This is a genomic window from uncultured Sulfitobacter sp., from assembly GCF_964021855.1.
Taxonomy (GTDB): Bacteria; Pseudomonadota; Alphaproteobacteria; order Rhodobacterales; family Rhodobacteraceae; genus Sulfitobacter.
In genome coordinates this window covers 336066-351920 of sequence record NZ_CAXHZD010000003.1, presented here as the reverse complement: position 1 = coordinate 351920, position 15855 = coordinate 336066, and the positions used below count along the sequence as shown (strand labels likewise).

Here is a 15855-nt window from a genome sequence, read left to right as displayed (position 1 = left end):
CTCGGCATTTTTTGTGCCGGGGTTCTTACGCGAATTAAGGGAACACCATGTTATCCATTATCCGCTTCGCCGATAATCTTTCGGCTTGGTTCGGCAAATCATTTGCTTGGCTCATTCTGCTCATGTCTATCGGAACGGGCTACGAAGTTTTCGTGCGCTATGTGATGAACAATCCCACCGCTTGGGCGCTGGATGTGTCGTTCATCATGTATGGTACATTGTTCATGATGGGCGGCGCTTATACGCTGTCGCGGGGCGGGCACGTGCGGGGTGATTTCCTGTACCGGCTTTTGCAACCGCGGACCCAGGGCAAGATCGATCTTGTCTTGTACATCCTGTTCTTCTTTCCCGGTGTGACAGCCCTTATTCTGGCCGGATGGAAATACGCCGCCCGATCATGGCAATACGGCGAGGTGTCGGTGAACAGCCCGGCAGGCGTGCCGATTTACCAGTTCAAAGCGGTGATTGTTGCAGCAGGTATTTTGCTGTTTATTCAAGGGATTGCGCAGGTTTGTCGATGCATTATCGCCATTCGCGATAACTATTGGGTGGAACCCGACGAAGACGTGTTCGAAACCGAAGACCTGCTTATGCAAGAGGCCAACAAGGCCGAGAAAGACCATATCACATGACCGATCCGCATATTGCCCTGATGATGTTGGGCCTGTTCATCATCTTTGTTTTCCTTGGCTTTCCGATTGCATTCACGCTGATGGCGATGGGCATCGGCTTTGGCTATTACGCCTATTTCGACGCGCGCCGCATGTGGCGCAGCTTTGATCGATTAGACGAAACTGCGGGGCAGTGGGAACAATGGTCAACCTGGGTCGAGGGGTTTTATAATAACCGAATATTCGACTTATTCGTGAACCAGACCTTTACGGTGATGTCGAACGAAGTACTGACCGCCGTGCCCTTGTTCCTGTTCATGGGTTATATCGTCGAACGGTCCAACATTGTGGATCGTCTGTTCACCACCTTGAATGTCGCGTCCAAGAACGTGCCGGGTTCGATGGGTGTTGCGGCGCTGATCACTTGCGCCTTGTTTGCGACAGCCACGGGGATTGTCGGCGCGGTCGTCACCTTGATGGGCTTGCTGGCGCTGCCCGCGATGCTCAAAGCGCGCTATGATCCGTCCTTTGCGGCGGGCATCATTTGCGCGGGTGGTACGCTTGGTATCCTAATCCCGCCGTCGATCATGTTGATCGTCTATGCTGCGGCCACCAACGTATCTATCGTGCGTCTCTATGCGGCGGCGCTGCTGCCGGGGCTGACGCTTGTTGGCCTCTACCTGATCTATATCATTGGCCGGTCGCTGATCCAGCCATCCTCGGCGCCCAAACCCACCGATGACGAAGTACCAGACATGCCAATGGGCAAGCTGGTGTGGATGATCATCACATCCTTTGTCCCGCTCGCTTTCCTGATCTTTGCTGTTCTCGGCTCGATCCTGTTTGGCCTTGCCACCCCGACCGAGGCGGCATCCATCGGGGCCTTGGGCGGTATCTTCCTTGCCTTTATCTATCGGGCAATGACGTGGCAACGGATGCGCGAGAGCGTCTATCTGACAGTGCGCACGACGGCGATGGTGTGCTGGCTGTTTGTCGGCTCCTACACCTTCTCGGCGGTGTTCTCCTATCTTGGCGGCGAACATGTGATTTCCGAGTTTGTTCAAGGCATGGACCTCACGCCAATCCAGTTCCTGATCCTTGCGCAGCTGATCATCTTCTTGCTGGGCTGGCCGCTGGAATGGTCCGAGATCATCATCATCTTCGTGCCGATCTTTCTGCCGCTTCTGGCAGTATTCGAGATCGACCCGCTGTTCTTTGGGATATTGGTGGCGCTCAACCTGCAAACCAGTTTCCTGACGCCGCCCATGGCCATGTCGGCCTATTACCTCAAGGGGATTGCGCCGCCGGAACTACGGCTGACGCAAATCTTTGCGGGCGTGATGCCGTTCCTGTTCTGCGTGATCCTGTCGATGGTACTGATGTATGTCTTCCCGTCGATCGTGTTCTATCTACCGGAAATGTTCTATGGACGATAACGCCCCACACGCCGATCACATGGTCGCATCCCCCAGCGTGACGTTGCTGCGGGACCGATTGGCATCCGGTGCGCTGGATGCCAGCGCGCTAGTCGAAAGCTATATCGCACGGATCGAGGCCCGCGAGGCGGACGTCGGCGCATGGGCGTGGTTCGATGCCGACTTTGTGCGCGCGCAAGCCAAAACGCTGGATGCGCAACGCCGTGCCGGACTGCCGTTGGGCCGTCTGCACGGGCTGCCGGTGGGGTTGAAAGACGTCATCGATACCCTGCGTATTCCGACCGAAAACGGATGCGCGGGAGATGCGGGGCGGGTGCCGCTGCGCGACGCCTTTATCGTTGAGCGTCTGAAAAAAGAGGGTGCGATCATCATGGGCAAGACGGTCACGACCGAACTTGCCTTTATGCATCCGGGCAAAACCGCCAACCCGCATAATCTGGCGCATACGTCTGGCGGATCATCGCAAGGGTCTGCCGCCGCCGTCGCTGATGGCATGGTGCCCTTGGCCATTGGCACGCAAACCGGCGGGTCCGTGATCCGGCCTGCATCCTTTTGCGGCGTGACCGGATACAAACCTACATTCGGCGCGATCCCGCGACGCGGGGTGCTGACCCAATCGCCGACCTTGGACACCATCGGGGTTTTCGCCAGCGACCCAGCCGGGGCTGCACTTTTGGCCGAGGTTCTGTTCGGCCATGACATCGACGATCCGGCAACCACATTGGCCCCCACACCCGCGCTGCACGCGGCGGCGGTATCAAAACCACCGCTGCCACCAGTCTTCGGTTTCGTGCGCCCGCCGGGATGGGACGAACACGCAGACCCGCAGATGAAAGAAGCGTTTAACGAGCTGATTGCAGCCCTTGGCGATCAGGCGTTTGAATTGCCGCTGCCTTCGGTTTTTCAATCCGCCGCCGAGCAGCGCAAGCTGATCAATTTTGCGGAAATGGCCTATCACTATTACCCCTATGCCCGCGATATGGGCGATCAGTTGGGGCAGGTGACGCAGGACGCGATCAGCGAAGGCAACGCGGTGCTGGCACGAGATTACCAGTCGGCCTGTGATATGCCCAAGGTGCTGAACGCAGCACTGGACGAATTGCTGACCCGCTGCGACGCTTTGATCTGCCCGTCTGCAACTGGCCCCGCACCACGCGGGCTTGAGAGCACGGGCGATCCGATCTTTAACGGGTTATGGACATTTTGCGGCACACCTTGCATCAGCCTGCCGCTTCTCACCTCGGTCGAGGGGCTTCCAATGGGCGTCCAGCTTGTCGGGGAACGTGGCAATGACGCGCGCCTCATGCGCAGCGCGCAATGGCTGTTTAACTGGGCCGATGGCGCACCCTCATAAGGAATGACATGACATGAACCGCATACTCGCCCTTTTCGCCTTTGCCACGCTTGCTGTATTTTTGCTGATCTTGGCGGTCAAAGTGCCTAGTCCTGATCTGGTGATCATTGTCCTCGTGACCCTTGCGTTCGTGGCCTATGATTTCGCCACCTCAAGCAAAAACAAGCGGGATTAATCAAATGTCCAAGCCGGTTATCTGGATCACGCGCACCCTGTCAGATGCCACATTGGAACGCGCCCGCCGCGATTACGAGGTGATCTGGGACCCGGCTGATACGCCGGGCAGCGCGGATAATATCATCGAGATGAGCGCCAAGGTCGATGGCATGATCCCGTGTCACTCCGAGCATTTTAGCGCCGATGTTGTGGCCCAGCTTGATCCACGTCTTAAGATCGTGGCGAACCATTCTGTTGGCGTCGACCATTGTGATTTGCCGGCACTGCGGGCCAAAGAGATCACCGTCACAAACACACCCGGCGTGCTGTCGGATGCCACGGCAGAGCTGGCGATGATGCTGATGCTGGGCGCTGCCCGTCGCGCGGTCGAGGGGGATCGAACGGTGCGCTCGGGCGCGTGGAGTTCTTGGTCGCCCGCATTCCTGGTGGGCAAGCAGGTCACCGGCGCGCGGTTGGGGATTATCGGCATGGGTGGCGTCGGCCGCGCCTTTGCCCGCAAGGCGCGCGGCTTTGACATGGAAATCCATTACCATAACCGCAGCCGCCTTTCGCCCGAGGACGAGGCTGGCGCGATTTACCACGAAGACCTTGATGATTTGTTGGCGGTCTCTGACTTTCTGTCCCTGCATTGCCCAGCTACGCCTGACACGACCGGCTTGCTGAACGCTGAGCGGCTGGCGCAACTGCCCAAGGGCTGCGTGGTGGTGAATACCGCACGGGGCGCGCTGGTGGATGAAAACGCGTTGCTGGAGGCTATCGACAGCGGCCATGTCGGTGCGGCGGGGCTTGATTGCTTTGTGACTGAGCCGGGCGGAAATCCGGCATTTGCACAGCATGAAAACATCATGATGATGCCTCATGTCGGGAGCGGTACAGTCACGACGCGCAATGCGATGGGCTTCAAAGCGTTGGATAATCTGGATGCGTTTTTCCGGGGCGATACACCGCCGGACAAGCTCTGAAATACTCGACATCGGACCCTGTTTGAGGGTTTTCCGGCCGTCATACAGGTCTGCTATTCTTGTATTACACAGCAGGGTCGCAACGCGCATTTGCGCGGGCGAGTGCCCTTCCTGAGCCTATGTAATATCATATAGATATTCATTAAAAACAAACCGTTAGGATGTGAATCTGATCCCTCCACCCATGCCGCACTACGAAGGCGGTGATCTAAATACGGGTAGAGAGTAATGCCGCGATTGAATTTTTGTATACAAGACCTTTTGACTTGGGATGCAAAGCGTGGAAAGATTTGTCGCGTAGAACCGGGGCGCTCGACCTTGGTCACATTCTGGGAGGAATATATGAAAATGACTGCACTCAAGGCAGCGGCGACGCTTGCCTGCTTTACGCTTGGCTCTGCTGCCCACGCTGAAACCCTGCGTCTGTCGCATCAATGGTCAAATACTGATGTACGCCATCAGGTCGCACAGATTGTCGCTGATGGTGTTGCCGCTGCAGATGTCGATTTGGATATCCAGATTTTCGGGTCCAAGTCGCTGTTTAAGCCGCGCGAGCAATACCGCCCCCTAAGCCGTGGCCAGCTGGACATGACAGTTCTGCCGCTCAGCTATGCCGGTGGCCAACAGCCCGCATTTAACCTGACATTGATGCCCGGCATGGTAAAAAACCACGATCACGCCGCCCGGCTTAGCGCGTCACCCTTTATGGCCGCACTCGAAGAGAAAATGGCCGAAGATGATGTGATGGTCTTGGTCCATGGCTATCTGGCCGGTGGTTTTGTCGGCAAAGACAAATGCATCACCAAGCCCGAAGACGTGAAAGGCCTGCAAACCCGTGCGGCTGGTAAGGCGTTTGAACAAATGCTGGCAGGGGCAGGGGCGTCGATCGCATCCATGGCATCGTCCGAGATTTATAACGCCATGCAAACCGGTGTTCTGACGGCTGCAAATACATCCTCGTCGTCTTTCGTATCCTACCGGATTTATGAACAGGTGGCCTGCTATACACCCGCCGGTGATGTGGCGCTGTGGTTCATGTATCAGCCGCTGTTGATGAACAAATCCAAGTTCGACGGCCTGACGGCAGATCAGCAAAATGCACTGCTGGAAGCTTCCGCCAAAGCGCAGGCGTTCTATCTGGAAGAAGCGAAAAAGCAAGATGCAGCATCCGAGCAGGTGTTCCGCGATGCGGGCGTGGAAATCGCGCAGATGACGCCAGCAGACTTTGACGCATGGCGCGCATTGGCGCAGGAAACATCCTACAAAGCGTTCGTCGCAGATGTGCCTGACGGTCAAACGCTGCTTGATATGGCGCTTGCTGTCGATTGATCCGATCAAGGAGGGCTGCTGACGCGGCCCTCTTTGCGCAGATGATTTTCAAAAAAGTCTAAGGATATTGTTATGGCGGGCCAAAGCTCGGCCGTTGCGGCGCAAACAGGGGGCAATCCGTTCCTGCGTATCGTGGCGGCACTTTCAACGGTTGCAGGGTGGTGTTCGGCGGCGATGATTGTCGCGGCGGTGGCCATCACCTGCCAGATGATTTTCATCCGCTTTGTGCTCAACGGGTCGACCGTGTGGCAGACCGAAGCGGTGATCTATCTGGCCATCGGGTCTACGCTCGTGGGCTTGCCCTATGTGCAGCGTCTGCGTGGCCATGTGAATGTTGATCTGATCCCGATCTCGCTGGGGCCACGGGCGCGCTATATCATGGCGCTTTTCACGCTGTCGCTGTCCATTGTTATGGTCGCGATCATGCTGTGGTACGGCTATGAATTCTGGCACCTCGCCTTTGAACGCAACTGGAAATCCGACACGATTTGGGGCGTGCGTTTGTGGATACCCTATGCCGCGTTGCCCATCGGCTTTGCGCTGTTTTTGTTGCAGCTGATTGCCGATCTCATCGCGGTCGTCTTGAAAATTGATAAGCCGTTCGGCTTGGAGGACCGCTAGTGGATCCGCTTACACTTGGCGCGTTTGTCGCCTTTAGCACGATTATTGTCCTGTTCTCCGGTGTGTCGGTGGCCCTTGGCCTGCTGATTGTTTCGACTGGGTTTTTGATGGTCTTTGACGGGATGCGCTCGCTTGAGCTGCTGCCCGAAATCCTGTTCGGCAAGCTGGATAACTTTGCGCTTTTGTCGATCCCGATGTTCATCATCATGGGCTCGTCGATTGCATCCACGCGGGCAGGGGCAGACCTTTACGAGGCGCTGGAACGCTGGCTAACGCGTGTGCCCGGCGGGTTGGTGATTTCCAACCTTGGTGCCTGCGCGTTGTTCGCCGCCATGTCCGGGTCCAGCCCGGCAACCTGCGCGGCAATTGGCAAGATGGGTATCCCCGAGATGCGCAAACGTGGCTATCCCGATGGCGTGGCGGCTGGGTCAATCGCGGCAGGGGGCACCTTGGGCATTCTGATCCCGCCATCGGTCACCATGATCGTCTATGGCATCGCGACCGAAACCTCGATCGGGCGCTTGTTCTTGGCGGGGGTGATCCCGGGCTTGTTGCTGGTCGCGCTGTTCATGGCGTGGTCGCTTTACTCAACATGGAAATCCGGCAACCGCGAATTGTTGGCCACCGGCAGCTACAGCTGGAAAGAAAAATTCGAAATATTGCCGCGTGTCCTGCCGTTTTTGTTTATCATCATCGGCGTGCTTTATGCGATGTATGGCGGCGTCGCGACCCCGTCCGAGACCGCCGCCGTGGGCGCGCTTTTGTGTCTGGTGATTGCGATGGTGATCTACAAACTGTGGAACCCGCGTGACCTGTGGGTGGTGCTGCGCGACAGCACCAAGGAAAGCGTGATGATCCTGTTTATCATCGCCGCAGCGGGTGTGTTTTCCTACATGCTCTCCAGCCTTTATATCACGCAATCCATCGCCAACTGGATCGGTACTTTGGATGTGAACCCATGGGTGTTGATGGGTTTTGTAAACGTATTTCTGTTGATCGCCGGTTTCTTTTTGCCCCCCGTGGCCGTGATCTTGATGGCCGCACCGATCTTGTTGCCGATCATCACTACGGCGGGTTTTGACCCGATCTGGTTTGCGGTGGTGTTGACGATCAACATGGAAATCGGGTTGATCTCGCCGCCGGTGGGGCTGAACCTTTATGTGATCAATGGCATCGCGCCTGATATTTCGCTAAAGACGATTTTGATGGGGTCGCTGCCGTTCGTTGGCTGTATGGTGCTGGCGATCTTTTTGCTGTGCGTCTTTCCGGGGCTGGCCACGTGGCTGCCTGACGCCGTGATGGGGGCCGCGCTATGAGCGGTCCCTCCCTCAGGACAATCGTGCCCCTGTTGGTGGCCGCTGTTGCATCCCCATTGGCCCGCGCGCTAAGCGCTGCCAGCAGACTTGAAATATAGGAACTTAAAGAATGGCTAATCCGCTTTTTGATCGTCTTTTTGGAAAACACGCAGGCACGTCGCGGGTGTTTTTACATTTGGCAGATGGGCAAACGATCACCTATGCGGATTTTCTGCGCATGGCCGCGCAATATGCTGGGGCGCTGACCAAATTCGGATTGGTGCCCGGTGACCGGCTGGCGGTGCAAATCGCTAAATCCCCGCAAGCGCTGGCCGTCTATGCCGCTTGTGCGCAGGCGGGGGTTATCTTTCTGCCGCTCAACACGGCCTATACGGCGGATGAAGTATCGTATTTCGTCGAAAACAGCGGCGCGCGTCTGGTGCTGTGCGATCAGGCCAAACACGCAGGCATGGTGCCGGTCGCGCAAGCATGCGGTGCCGAATTGGCAACCCTGAACGCCGACGGATCAGGCACATTTGCCGATGTCGCTGCGGATATGCCAGACAGCTTTGCGACCGTGGATCGGACATTGGATGATCTGGCGGCGTTTTTGTACACGTCGGGCACTACGGGCCGGTCAAAGGGCGCGATGCTGACCCAGGGCAACCTGCTGTCCAATGCAGAAACATTGGTCAATGAATGGCAGTTCACCCAAGACGACGTGTTGCTGCACGCCTTGCCGATCTTTCACACCCACGGCCTGTTTGTGGCGTCCAACATCACCTTGCTTGCGGGCGGTCAGATGATTTTCCTGCCCGCCTTTAACGTTGATCAGATCATTGAAAACCTGCCGAAATCCACGGCCCTGATGGGCGTGCCGACGTTTTACACGCGCCTTCTGGGCGACAAGCGATTTACCAAAGAACTGGTCGCCCATATGCGGCTTTTCGTGTCGGGCAGCGCGCCGCTGTTGGCCGAAACCCATGTGCAGTTCGAAAAGCTGACCGGGCTGCGCATTCTTGAACGCTATGGCATGACCGAAACGAATATGAACACCTCGAACCCCTATTCAGGCGAACGGCGTGCGGGCACTGTCGGCTTTCCGTTGCCGGGGGTTGAGCTCAAGATCACCGACAGCAAAACCGGTGAAACCCTGCCCCAAGGCGAGATCGGAGAGATCGAAGTGCGCGGCCCCAACGTGTTCAAAGGCTATTGGCAGATGCCCGAAAAGACCGCCGAGGAACTGCGTGAAGACGGGTTTTTTATCACGGGCGATTTGGGTCAGATCGACAAAGACGGCTATGTTCATATCGTCGGGCGTAACAAAGATCTGATCATTTCGGGCGGCTATAACATCTATCCCAAAGAGATCGAACAGTTGCTGGACGATCAGGAAAACGTGCTGGAATCAGCCGTGATCGGCGTGCCGCACCCTGATTTTGGCGAAACGGTCGTGGCGATCTTGGTGCCTGCGCCGACGGGCCAACCTGATCTTGAGGCGATCAAGGCAAATATCGCCGCGTCGCTGGCGCGGTTCAAACATCCGCAACGCATGATTGTCTTGCCCGAACTGCCCCGCAATACCATGGGCAAGGTTCAGAAAAAGGCGCTGCGGGATCAGTTCAAGGATTTGTTCACGGGCTGAGGCACGCCCCCGCCTGACCATCAAGGGCTAGGGTAGGGGAACCAGCGCCCCGCGATACTGAATAACATGGGCAGCCAGCGCGGATGCGGCATCGATCGATTGATCTGTGGCGCGTCCTTGCGTCCAATTGGCCAGAAACGCTGCATTGAACGAATCCCCCGCGGCGGTAGTGTCCACGATCTGATCGACCATGACAGGCGCGTGCGTTGTCGTCGTCCCGTCTTGCAGGGCAATGATTTCGCCCGGACCATTCTTGACGATCACGGTGCTGGCCCCCGCATTTGCATATCGTTGCGCGGTGGCTTCTGGGTTGTCGTCGCCAAACCACTCGGCCTCGTCCTCAAACGACGGTAGCACGATGTCGCTGGCGGCGGCGGCGGTCATCACATTGGCGGTCATCTCTGCGACTGACGGCCAAAGCCGCATCCGCAAATTGGGGTCAAACACCACCAAACCACCATTGCGGCGAAAATTTCTCAACACATCCAGCAGCCGTTCACGATCCTCAGGGGGCAATATCGCCAAGGTGATACCGGAGAAATAGGCAACATCCGCGCCGCTTAAGACTTGGTGAATGGGCTGTGCATCTTGGGCGAGGGTGCGCGCCGCACTTTGACCGCGCCAATAGTTAAAACTGCGCTCACCCTCGCTGAGCTGGATCATGTAAAGCCCAACAATCAACCCGTCGCGGCGCGCGATATGGGTGGTTCCGATCCCGACATTTTCCATGAAGGTGACCATCTGATCCGATGCAGGATCACGCCCGACGGCGGTGAAATAATCAATCTGGTCGGTGTGCGGCAAAAGCTTACGCAGATACCACGCGGTGTTAAATGTATCCCCGCCAAAACCCAGCTGATAGCTGCTATCGGTGTCTTTGGGTGCCATCTCGATCATGCACTCGCCGATTGAAACAATCCGCGTCATACGTTCGCTTCCGTGAAATAGCTGTGATCTTTGGCTTTCAGGTCCGCAATCAGGATCAGGATACGCGACAGGTGCAGATCAAGAACGCGTTCAGCCTCGTCCGGGTTATTGGAGATGATCGCATCGAACAGATCGATATGTTCTTGCAAGGCGATTTTTTGCAATGAACTGTCCAGCGACAGCATGCGAATGCGGTCCATATGGGCCTTTGTTTCTTGCAGCAAATCCCAGACGTATTCGACCCCCGCTATAATGCAAATCTCGCGGTGGAATGCTTCGTCAGCGTCGTGGAAACCGGTGCGATCCGCTTTGCTGACCGCCTCTTTCTGGACGTCGATCAAGGCGGCGAGGGTATCGCGACCCGAATCGGTTAGGGTCCGGCATGCGGTGCGGCAGGTTTTCACCTCAAGCGCTGTGCGAATAAACCGTGCCCGCAGTACCGCGTCTTCGGAAATAAGGCTTACTGTCGTGCCGCTTTGCGGGCGGATCATCAGAAAGCCCAGCTTGGCCAATCGCTTGAACGCCTCGCGGACAGGTTGGCGCGATACGCCCATCTGGCGGGCCACTTCTGCCTCGGAAATCTTGGTGCTTGGCGGTAATTCCAAACTTAGGATGCGCCGCCGCAAGGCGTCAAAAACCTGATCAGCAACAGTAGGTTGCGGGATTTGTGTAATCGTGGGCAGGGGCAACATGGTTTCGTTTTGCTGCTTTGAAGTCACCATCGATCCGTCTTCCTGCACTTGGTTATTGTTCTTTCATTGTATGACAGTTTTTTATGAACATGACAACTAGGATACTAGTTGACACATAAAATCTGACTAACTAGGTTATTAGTTGGGTCGGGTGGCGCAGACGTGCATCCAGCCCCATCTGGGAGGGTGGCATGCAGCTATTGAATGAGGATCGGCTTTTTCCGACGGAGCCTACGGTGCGCGCCTTGGCGCGTGAGCTGTATGGCGACGTTAAGGACCTGCCGATCATCAGCCCGCACGGTCACACAGACCCGCGCTGGTTTGCTGAAAATCAGCCGTTTCCAGACCCGGCAAACCTGTTTGTCACGCCCGATCATTATGTGTTCCGGATGCTGCATTCGCAGGGAATCCCGCTCGAAGCGATGGGCGTCCCGCGTGCTGACGGTGGGCCGGTCGAGGCTGACCCCAGAAAAATCTGGCGGCTGTTTGCACAGAACTATCACTTGTTTCGCGCTACGCCGTCGCGCATCTGGGTGGACCACGCGTTTCAAACGGTTTTTGGCGTCACCAAACGGCTGTCAGCAGATACGGCTGACGAAATCTATGACCAGATCGCCGATTGCCTAAGCCAAGACGCCTTTCGCCCGCGTGCCTTGTTCGAGCGTTTTAACATCGAGGCGATCTCGACCACTGAAAGCGCGATTGACGATCTGCGTTGGCACAAGATGATCCGCGACAGCGGGTGGTCGGGGAGGGTGACGACGACCTATCGCCCCGACGCGGTGATTGACCCGGAATTTGACGGCTTTGCCGATAACGTCGCCACTATGGGTGCGCTGTCGGGCGAAGATACATCAACATGGGTGGGCTATCTGGCTGCACATCGTAACAGACGCGCGTATTTCAAAGCGGTCGGCGGTGCGACGGCCAGTGATCATGGCCACCCCACCGCCCGCACCGAAGACTTGCCACAAGCCGAGGCGGCGGCGCTGTTTGCCAAAGCGTTGCAAGGTAAATGCAGCGCAGAGGAGGCGGACCGGTTTCGCGGTCACATGCTGACCGAAATGGCGCGGATGAGCCTGGATGACGGGCTGGTTCTGCAAATCCACCCCGGTGCCGCGCGCAATCATTCCGCGTCGATCTTTGACAGGTTTGGCCGCGACAAGGGCTATGACATCCCGACCCGCACGGATTACGTGACCGCGCTGCGCCCCTTGCTGAACGCCGTGGGTGAAAACCCTGATTTGACGGTTATTATATTTACGCTGGATGAAACCAGCTATGCCCGCGAATTGGCACCGCTTGCGGGGGTTTATCCCGCGCTCAAGCTGGGGCCGCCGTGGTGGTTTCATGACAGCTATGAAGGGATGATGCGGTTTCGGGAAATGGCCACCGAAACAGCGGGTTTTTACAACACAGTCGGTTTTAACGACGACACCCGCGCATTCTGTTCCATTCCCGCCCGTCACGATGTGGCGCGTCGGGTGGATTGCTCGTTTCTTGCCACGCTGGTCGCAACGGGCCGGCTGGACAAGGACGAAGCAGTCGAGGTCGCTCAAGACCTCGCATATCGGCTTGCAAAACAGGCTTACCGGCTCTGAACGGGCCATTTTCTGGGAGGAAAAACCAATGACTTACATGAAATCTTTAGGTGCGGCGCTGCTGACATCCGTGGCGCTCTCCACGGCGGCATCCGCGTGCGAGGTCACGCTTCGGTCATCTGACACGCACCCCGACGGCTACCCTACGGTGGCAGCGGTGAATGCAATGGGCGACATGCTCAAGGAACGTTCGGGCGATCGCTTGTGCATCGAAGTGTTCCATTCTGCGCAGCTGGGTGAAGAAAAAGACACGATTGAACAAACACAGTTCGGCGTGATCGATATGAACCGCGTTTCGCTTGGGCCATTCAACAACATCATTGAAGAAACCCAAATCCCGTCGCTGCCCTATATCTTCCGCTCGGTTGAACACATGCACAAGGTCATGGACGGCCCTGTAGGTCAGCAAATTCTGGATGCTTTCACTGACCACGATCTGGTGGGTTTGGCCTTTTACGACGGCGGCTCGCGCAGCTTCTACAACTCTGAAAAGCCGATCAATTCCATGGCTGACCTTGCCGGCATGAAGTTCCGCGTGATGCAGTCGGACATGTTTGTTGATATGGTGTCCGCCCTTGGCGCGAACGCAACGCCAATGCCCTACGGCGAGGTGTATTCGTCGATCCAGACCGGCGTTATCGATGGTGCCGAAAACAACTGGCCATCCTACGACAGCTCGGGTCACTTCGAGGTCGCGAAATATTACACGCTCGACCAACACTTGATCGTGCCCGAAGTTCTGGTGATGTCGAAATCCAGCTTTGACAAGCTAAGCGCCGAAGATCAGGCCTTGGTCCGTCAGGCTGCCAAAGACTCCGTGCCGGTTATGCGCGATCTGTGGCAGGCACGCGAAAAAGAATCCGAAGCGCGTGTGCGTGAAGCGGGCGTTGAGATCGTGACAGACATCGACAAGACCCCGTTCATCGAGGCGATGGTTCCGGTTTACGAGAAGTATGTCACGTCTGATACTCTCAAGAAGATGGTCATGGATATCCAAGCGACCAACTAAATAACGGGATGGCCCGCCGCGCATTTTCCGGCGGGCCGTTTTTTCAAGGATTGGAACACTAAGTGAAAGATACGATGAGGTCCGTCGCCCGTGCCACATCCCGTATGGCGCATGTGTCGTTATGGGTTGCCGGACTTGGGTTGATCCTGATGACGGCGTTGATCGCAGCGCAAGTTTTCTGGCGCTATGTTTTAAATGACAGCATCGTGTGGACCGAACCCGCGTCGGTCATGATTATGGGGTGGTTCATCTTTCTGGGGGCCGCCGTCGGCATCCGCGAAGGGTATCACCTGTCCTTTGATGTCGTTCTTTATATGATCCCGCAAAAGGCCAAGCTGGTGCTCCACTCGATCTCTGATCTGACCGTGGCAGGCTTTGGTGTGGGCATGATCTGGTTCGGCTGGCAACTGGCCGAAAAGACGGCAGGCAACAAGCTGCCCGGCCTTGGGATTTCAGGTGCCTTTGATTTTATCCCCATCGTGGTGGGTGGTTTTTTGATCGTCATTTTTTCAATTGAACGGGTCGCGCGCCGTGCTGCGGGCCTGGGGACGGCGCGCTTTGGCGATGACCCGGTGGAGGATTAACCGATGGAGCTTTACGTCCTGTTCGGCACATTTGTGTTTTTGCTTCTTATCGGGACACCGGTGGCCTTTTGCCTTGGTGTGTCCAGCTTTGCGACCATCGCCTATCTGGGCTTGCCCCCGGTCGTGGTTTTTCAACGTCTGAATTCGGGCGTGTCGGTGTTCGCCTTGATGGCGATCCCGTTCTTTATCTTTGCAGGTGATTTGATGGTGCGGGGCGATATTGCCCGCCGCTTGGTCGCGCTGGCGGGGGCCTTTGTCGGCCATCTGCGCGGCGGCTTGGGGCAGGTGAATGTGCTGTCGTCGGTGATGTTTGGTGGCGTGTCGGGGTCGGCTGCGGCGGATGCGTCGGCGGTGGGCGGCCTGATGGTGCCCCAGATGGTCGAACGCGGATACGAGCCTGACTATGCGGTCAATATTACCGTGGTCAGTTCCATTATCGCGCTGCTGTTGCCGCCCTCGCATAACATGATCATCTATTCGATCGCGGCGGGGGGGCGTATTTCCATTGCTGATCTCTTTACCGCTGGCATCATTCCGGGCTTTTTGCTGGCCTTGGTGTTGATGATCACCGCGTGGTGGGTGGCCAAGCGCAAAGGCTATCCCGTGCAACCCTTTCAGGGCTACCGGATAATCGGCACGCTATTCGTATCTGCGGCCCCCGGTCTGATCCTGGTCGCGATTATCTTTGGCGGGGTACGCTCTGGCGTCTTTACCGCATCTGAATCGTCAAACATCGCGGTTGTCTATGCGCTGCTGGTGACGTTCTTTGTCTATCGCACCCTCAGCTGGAACGACTTTATCCAAGCGACATTTGCCGCCGTGCGCACCACGGCAATGGTGTTGATGGTGATCGGCTGCGCGGCGTCCTTTGGCTGGCTTTTGGCCTATACCAAGGTGCCAGCGATGATGGTTGTGCTGTTGCAGGGGGTATCGGACAATCCGATTGTGATCTTGCTGCTGCTTAATCTGGTGCTGCTGATCCTTGGCACGTTTATGGACATGTCGCCGTTGATCGTAATCACCACGCCGATCTTCCTGCCTGTGGCCCTGGCCTTTGGCGTGGATCCCGTCCACTTCGGGGTGATCTTGATCCTGAACCTTGGCATCGGCCTTTGCACCCCTCCGGTGGGGTCGGTGCTGTTCGTGGGCTGTGCCGTCGGGCGCATTCCGGTCTGGGATGCCGTGCGCACGATCTGGCCGTTTTACGGCGCGGCCTTCGTGGTGCTGCTGATGGTTACCTACATCCCTGCGCTGTCTTTGTGGCTGCCATCCCTGTTTCGCTAAGGAGAGTTTATGACCTATCCAATTGTGGCCGCTGATCCGGGTGTGACCCGTCAGATTTTGTCCGAGAACGCTGATCTGATGGTCGTCGCCTTCCGCTTTGAGGGCGGGGCCGAGGGCAAGCTGCACCACCATGTTCATGTCCAATCCACCTATGTCGAAAGCGGCCGCTTTCGCTTCCACCGGGACGGGGTCGATCATGATCTTGGGCCGGGCGACAGCCTGATCATTCCGTCCAATGTCACACACGGTTGCGTCTGCCTGCAAGCGGGTACGCTGATCGACACCTTTACGCCGCGCCGCGACGATTTCCTTTGAATTAGAAAGAGAC

The 15855-nt window shown here is 56.9% G+C and carries 16 protein-coding genes; 14 read left to right on the top strand and 2 right to left on the bottom strand.

Annotation, left to right across the window (positions count from 1 at the left end; genetic code table 11):
- Positions 1-47 precede the first annotated feature (47 nt).
- The 9 genes from AADJ11_RS12300 to AADJ11_RS12260 all read left to right on the top strand — a co-directional run bounded on the left by AADJ11_RS12300 (position 48) and on the right by AADJ11_RS12260 (position 9430).
- Positions 48-632 (top strand): TRAP transporter small permease subunit, encoded by a 585-nt coding sequence (locus tag AADJ11_RS12300; RefSeq protein WP_341234807.1) that lies wholly within the window; start codon positions 48-50, stop codon positions 630-632.
- Positions 629-2047 carry a TRAP transporter large permease subunit gene (locus tag AADJ11_RS12295; RefSeq protein ID WP_341234806.1) on the top strand — a complete coding sequence of 473 codons (1419 nt, stop codon included), beginning with the start codon at positions 629-631 and terminating at the stop codon, positions 2045-2047. The genes AADJ11_RS12300 and AADJ11_RS12295 overlap by 4 nt, the downstream gene beginning before the upstream one ends.
- Positions 2037-3401, top strand: coding sequence for an amidase (locus AADJ11_RS12290; protein WP_341234805.1), 1365 nt, complete (start codon positions 2037-2039; stop codon positions 3399-3401). Before AADJ11_RS12295 ends, AADJ11_RS12290 begins: the two co-directional genes overlap by 11 nt.
- Positions 3402-3414: 13 nt before the next feature.
- Positions 3415-3576 (top strand): hypothetical protein, encoded by a 162-nt coding sequence (locus AADJ11_RS12285; RefSeq protein WP_341234804.1) that lies wholly within the window; start codon positions 3415-3417, stop codon positions 3574-3576.
- Positions 3577-3580: 4 nt separating this feature from the next.
- A complete protein-coding gene (locus AADJ11_RS12280) occupies positions 3581-4540 on the top strand; it encodes a D-glycerate dehydrogenase (protein ID WP_341234803.1) in 960 nt (319 codons plus the stop codon).
- Between the two features lie 342 nt (positions 4541-4882).
- A complete protein-coding gene (gene dctP, locus AADJ11_RS12275) occupies positions 4883-5869 on the top strand; it encodes a TRAP transporter substrate-binding protein DctP (protein WP_341234802.1) in 987 nt (328 codons plus the stop codon).
- 72 nt (positions 5870-5941) lie between these two features.
- Entirely contained in the window at positions 5942-6490 is a 549-nt protein-coding gene (locus tag AADJ11_RS12270; protein WP_341234801.1) for a TRAP transporter small permease, read from the top strand.
- Positions 6490-7806, top strand: coding sequence for a TRAP transporter large permease (locus AADJ11_RS12265; protein ID WP_341234800.1), 1317 nt, complete (start codon positions 6490-6492; stop codon positions 7804-7806). Before AADJ11_RS12270 ends, AADJ11_RS12265 begins: the two co-directional genes overlap by 1 nt.
- Positions 7807-7915: 109 nt before the next feature.
- The gene (locus AADJ11_RS12260) at positions 7916-9430 is read left to right on the top strand and encodes a malonyl-CoA synthase (RefSeq protein WP_341234799.1); all 1515 of its coding nucleotides are present in this window, start codon (positions 7916-7918) and stop codon (positions 9428-9430) included.
- Between the two features lie 27 nt (positions 9431-9457).
- Here the strand turns inward: AADJ11_RS12260 and AADJ11_RS12255 are convergent, their stop codons facing one another.
- Both AADJ11_RS12255 and AADJ11_RS12250 read right to left on the bottom strand, forming a co-directional pair.
- Positions 9458-10357, bottom strand: coding sequence for a sugar kinase (locus tag AADJ11_RS12255; protein WP_341234798.1), 900 nt, complete (start codon positions 10355-10357; stop codon positions 9458-9460).
- The gene (locus AADJ11_RS12250) at positions 10354-11079 is read right to left on the bottom strand and encodes a GntR family transcriptional regulator (protein ID WP_341234797.1); all 726 of its coding nucleotides are present in this window, start codon (positions 11077-11079) and stop codon (positions 10354-10356) included. Before AADJ11_RS12250 ends, AADJ11_RS12255 begins: the two co-directional genes overlap by 4 nt.
- 161 nt (positions 11080-11240) lie before the next feature.
- Here AADJ11_RS12250 and uxaC point away from each other — a divergent pair, with 161 nt between their 5' ends.
- The 5 genes from uxaC (at position 11241) to AADJ11_RS12225 (ending at position 15842) form a co-directional block, all read left to right on the top strand.
- Positions 11241-12650 carry a glucuronate isomerase gene (gene uxaC, locus AADJ11_RS12245; RefSeq protein WP_341234796.1) on the top strand — a complete coding sequence of 470 codons (1410 nt, stop codon included), beginning with the start codon at positions 11241-11243 and terminating at the stop codon, positions 12648-12650.
- A gap of 28 nt (positions 12651-12678) precedes the next feature.
- A complete protein-coding gene (locus AADJ11_RS12240) occupies positions 12679-13659 on the top strand; it encodes a TRAP transporter substrate-binding protein (RefSeq protein ID WP_341234795.1) in 981 nt (326 codons plus the stop codon).
- A gap of 62 nt (positions 13660-13721) precedes the next feature.
- On the top strand, positions 13722-14243 hold the full coding sequence (locus tag AADJ11_RS12235; protein WP_341234794.1) for a TRAP transporter small permease: 522 nt from the start codon (positions 13722-13724) through the stop codon (positions 14241-14243).
- Between the two features lie 3 nt (positions 14244-14246).
- Positions 14247-15527, top strand: coding sequence for a TRAP transporter large permease (locus AADJ11_RS12230; RefSeq protein WP_341234793.1), 1281 nt, complete (start codon positions 14247-14249; stop codon positions 15525-15527).
- Positions 15528-15536: 9 nt separating this feature from the next.
- On the top strand, positions 15537-15842 hold the full coding sequence (locus tag AADJ11_RS12225) for a cupin domain-containing protein (protein ID WP_341234792.1): 306 nt from the start codon (positions 15537-15539) through the stop codon (positions 15840-15842).
- Positions 15843-15855: the final 13 nt, after the last annotated feature.

What these genes read in the sequence shown, in the direction of transcription:
- AADJ11_RS12300 (WP_341234807.1), top strand. Translation starts at nt 48, where the DNA reads ATGTTATCCATTATCCGCTTCGCCGATAATCTTTCGGCTTGGTTCGGC.
- AADJ11_RS12295 (WP_341234806.1), top strand. Translation starts at nt 629, where the DNA reads ATGACCGATCCGCATATTGCCCTGATGATGTTGGGCCTGTTCATCATC.
- AADJ11_RS12290 (WP_341234805.1), top strand. Translation starts at nt 2,037, where the DNA reads ATGGACGATAACGCCCCACACGCCGATCACATGGTCGCATCCCCCAGC.
- AADJ11_RS12285 (WP_341234804.1), top strand. Translation starts at nt 3,415, where the DNA reads ATGAACCGCATACTCGCCCTTTTCGCCTTTGCCACGCTTGCTGTATTT.
- AADJ11_RS12280 (WP_341234803.1), top strand. Translation starts at nt 3,581, where the DNA reads ATGTCCAAGCCGGTTATCTGGATCACGCGCACCCTGTCAGATGCCACA.
- dctP (WP_341234802.1), top strand. Translation starts at nt 4,883, where the DNA reads ATGAAAATGACTGCACTCAAGGCAGCGGCGACGCTTGCCTGCTTTACG.
- AADJ11_RS12270 (WP_341234801.1), top strand. Translation starts at nt 5,942, where the DNA reads ATGGCGGGCCAAAGCTCGGCCGTTGCGGCGCAAACAGGGGGCAATCCG.
- AADJ11_RS12260 (WP_341234799.1), top strand. Translation starts at nt 7,916, where the DNA reads ATGGCTAATCCGCTTTTTGATCGTCTTTTTGGAAAACACGCAGGCACG.
- AADJ11_RS12255 (WP_341234798.1), bottom strand. Translation starts at nt 10,357, where the DNA reads ATGACGCGGATTGTTTCAATCGGCGAGTGCATGATCGAGATGGCACCC.
- AADJ11_RS12250 (WP_341234797.1), bottom strand. Translation starts at nt 11,079, where the DNA reads ATGGTGACTTCAAAGCAGCAAAACGAAACCATGTTGCCCCTGCCCACG.
- uxaC (WP_341234796.1), top strand. Translation starts at nt 11,241, where the DNA reads ATGCAGCTATTGAATGAGGATCGGCTTTTTCCGACGGAGCCTACGGTG.
- AADJ11_RS12240 (WP_341234795.1), top strand. Translation starts at nt 12,679, where the DNA reads ATGACTTACATGAAATCTTTAGGTGCGGCGCTGCTGACATCCGTGGCG.
- AADJ11_RS12230 (WP_341234793.1), top strand. Translation starts at nt 14,247, where the DNA reads ATGGAGCTTTACGTCCTGTTCGGCACATTTGTGTTTTTGCTTCTTATC.
- AADJ11_RS12225 (WP_341234792.1), top strand. Translation starts at nt 15,537, where the DNA reads ATGACCTATCCAATTGTGGCCGCTGATCCGGGTGTGACCCGTCAGATT.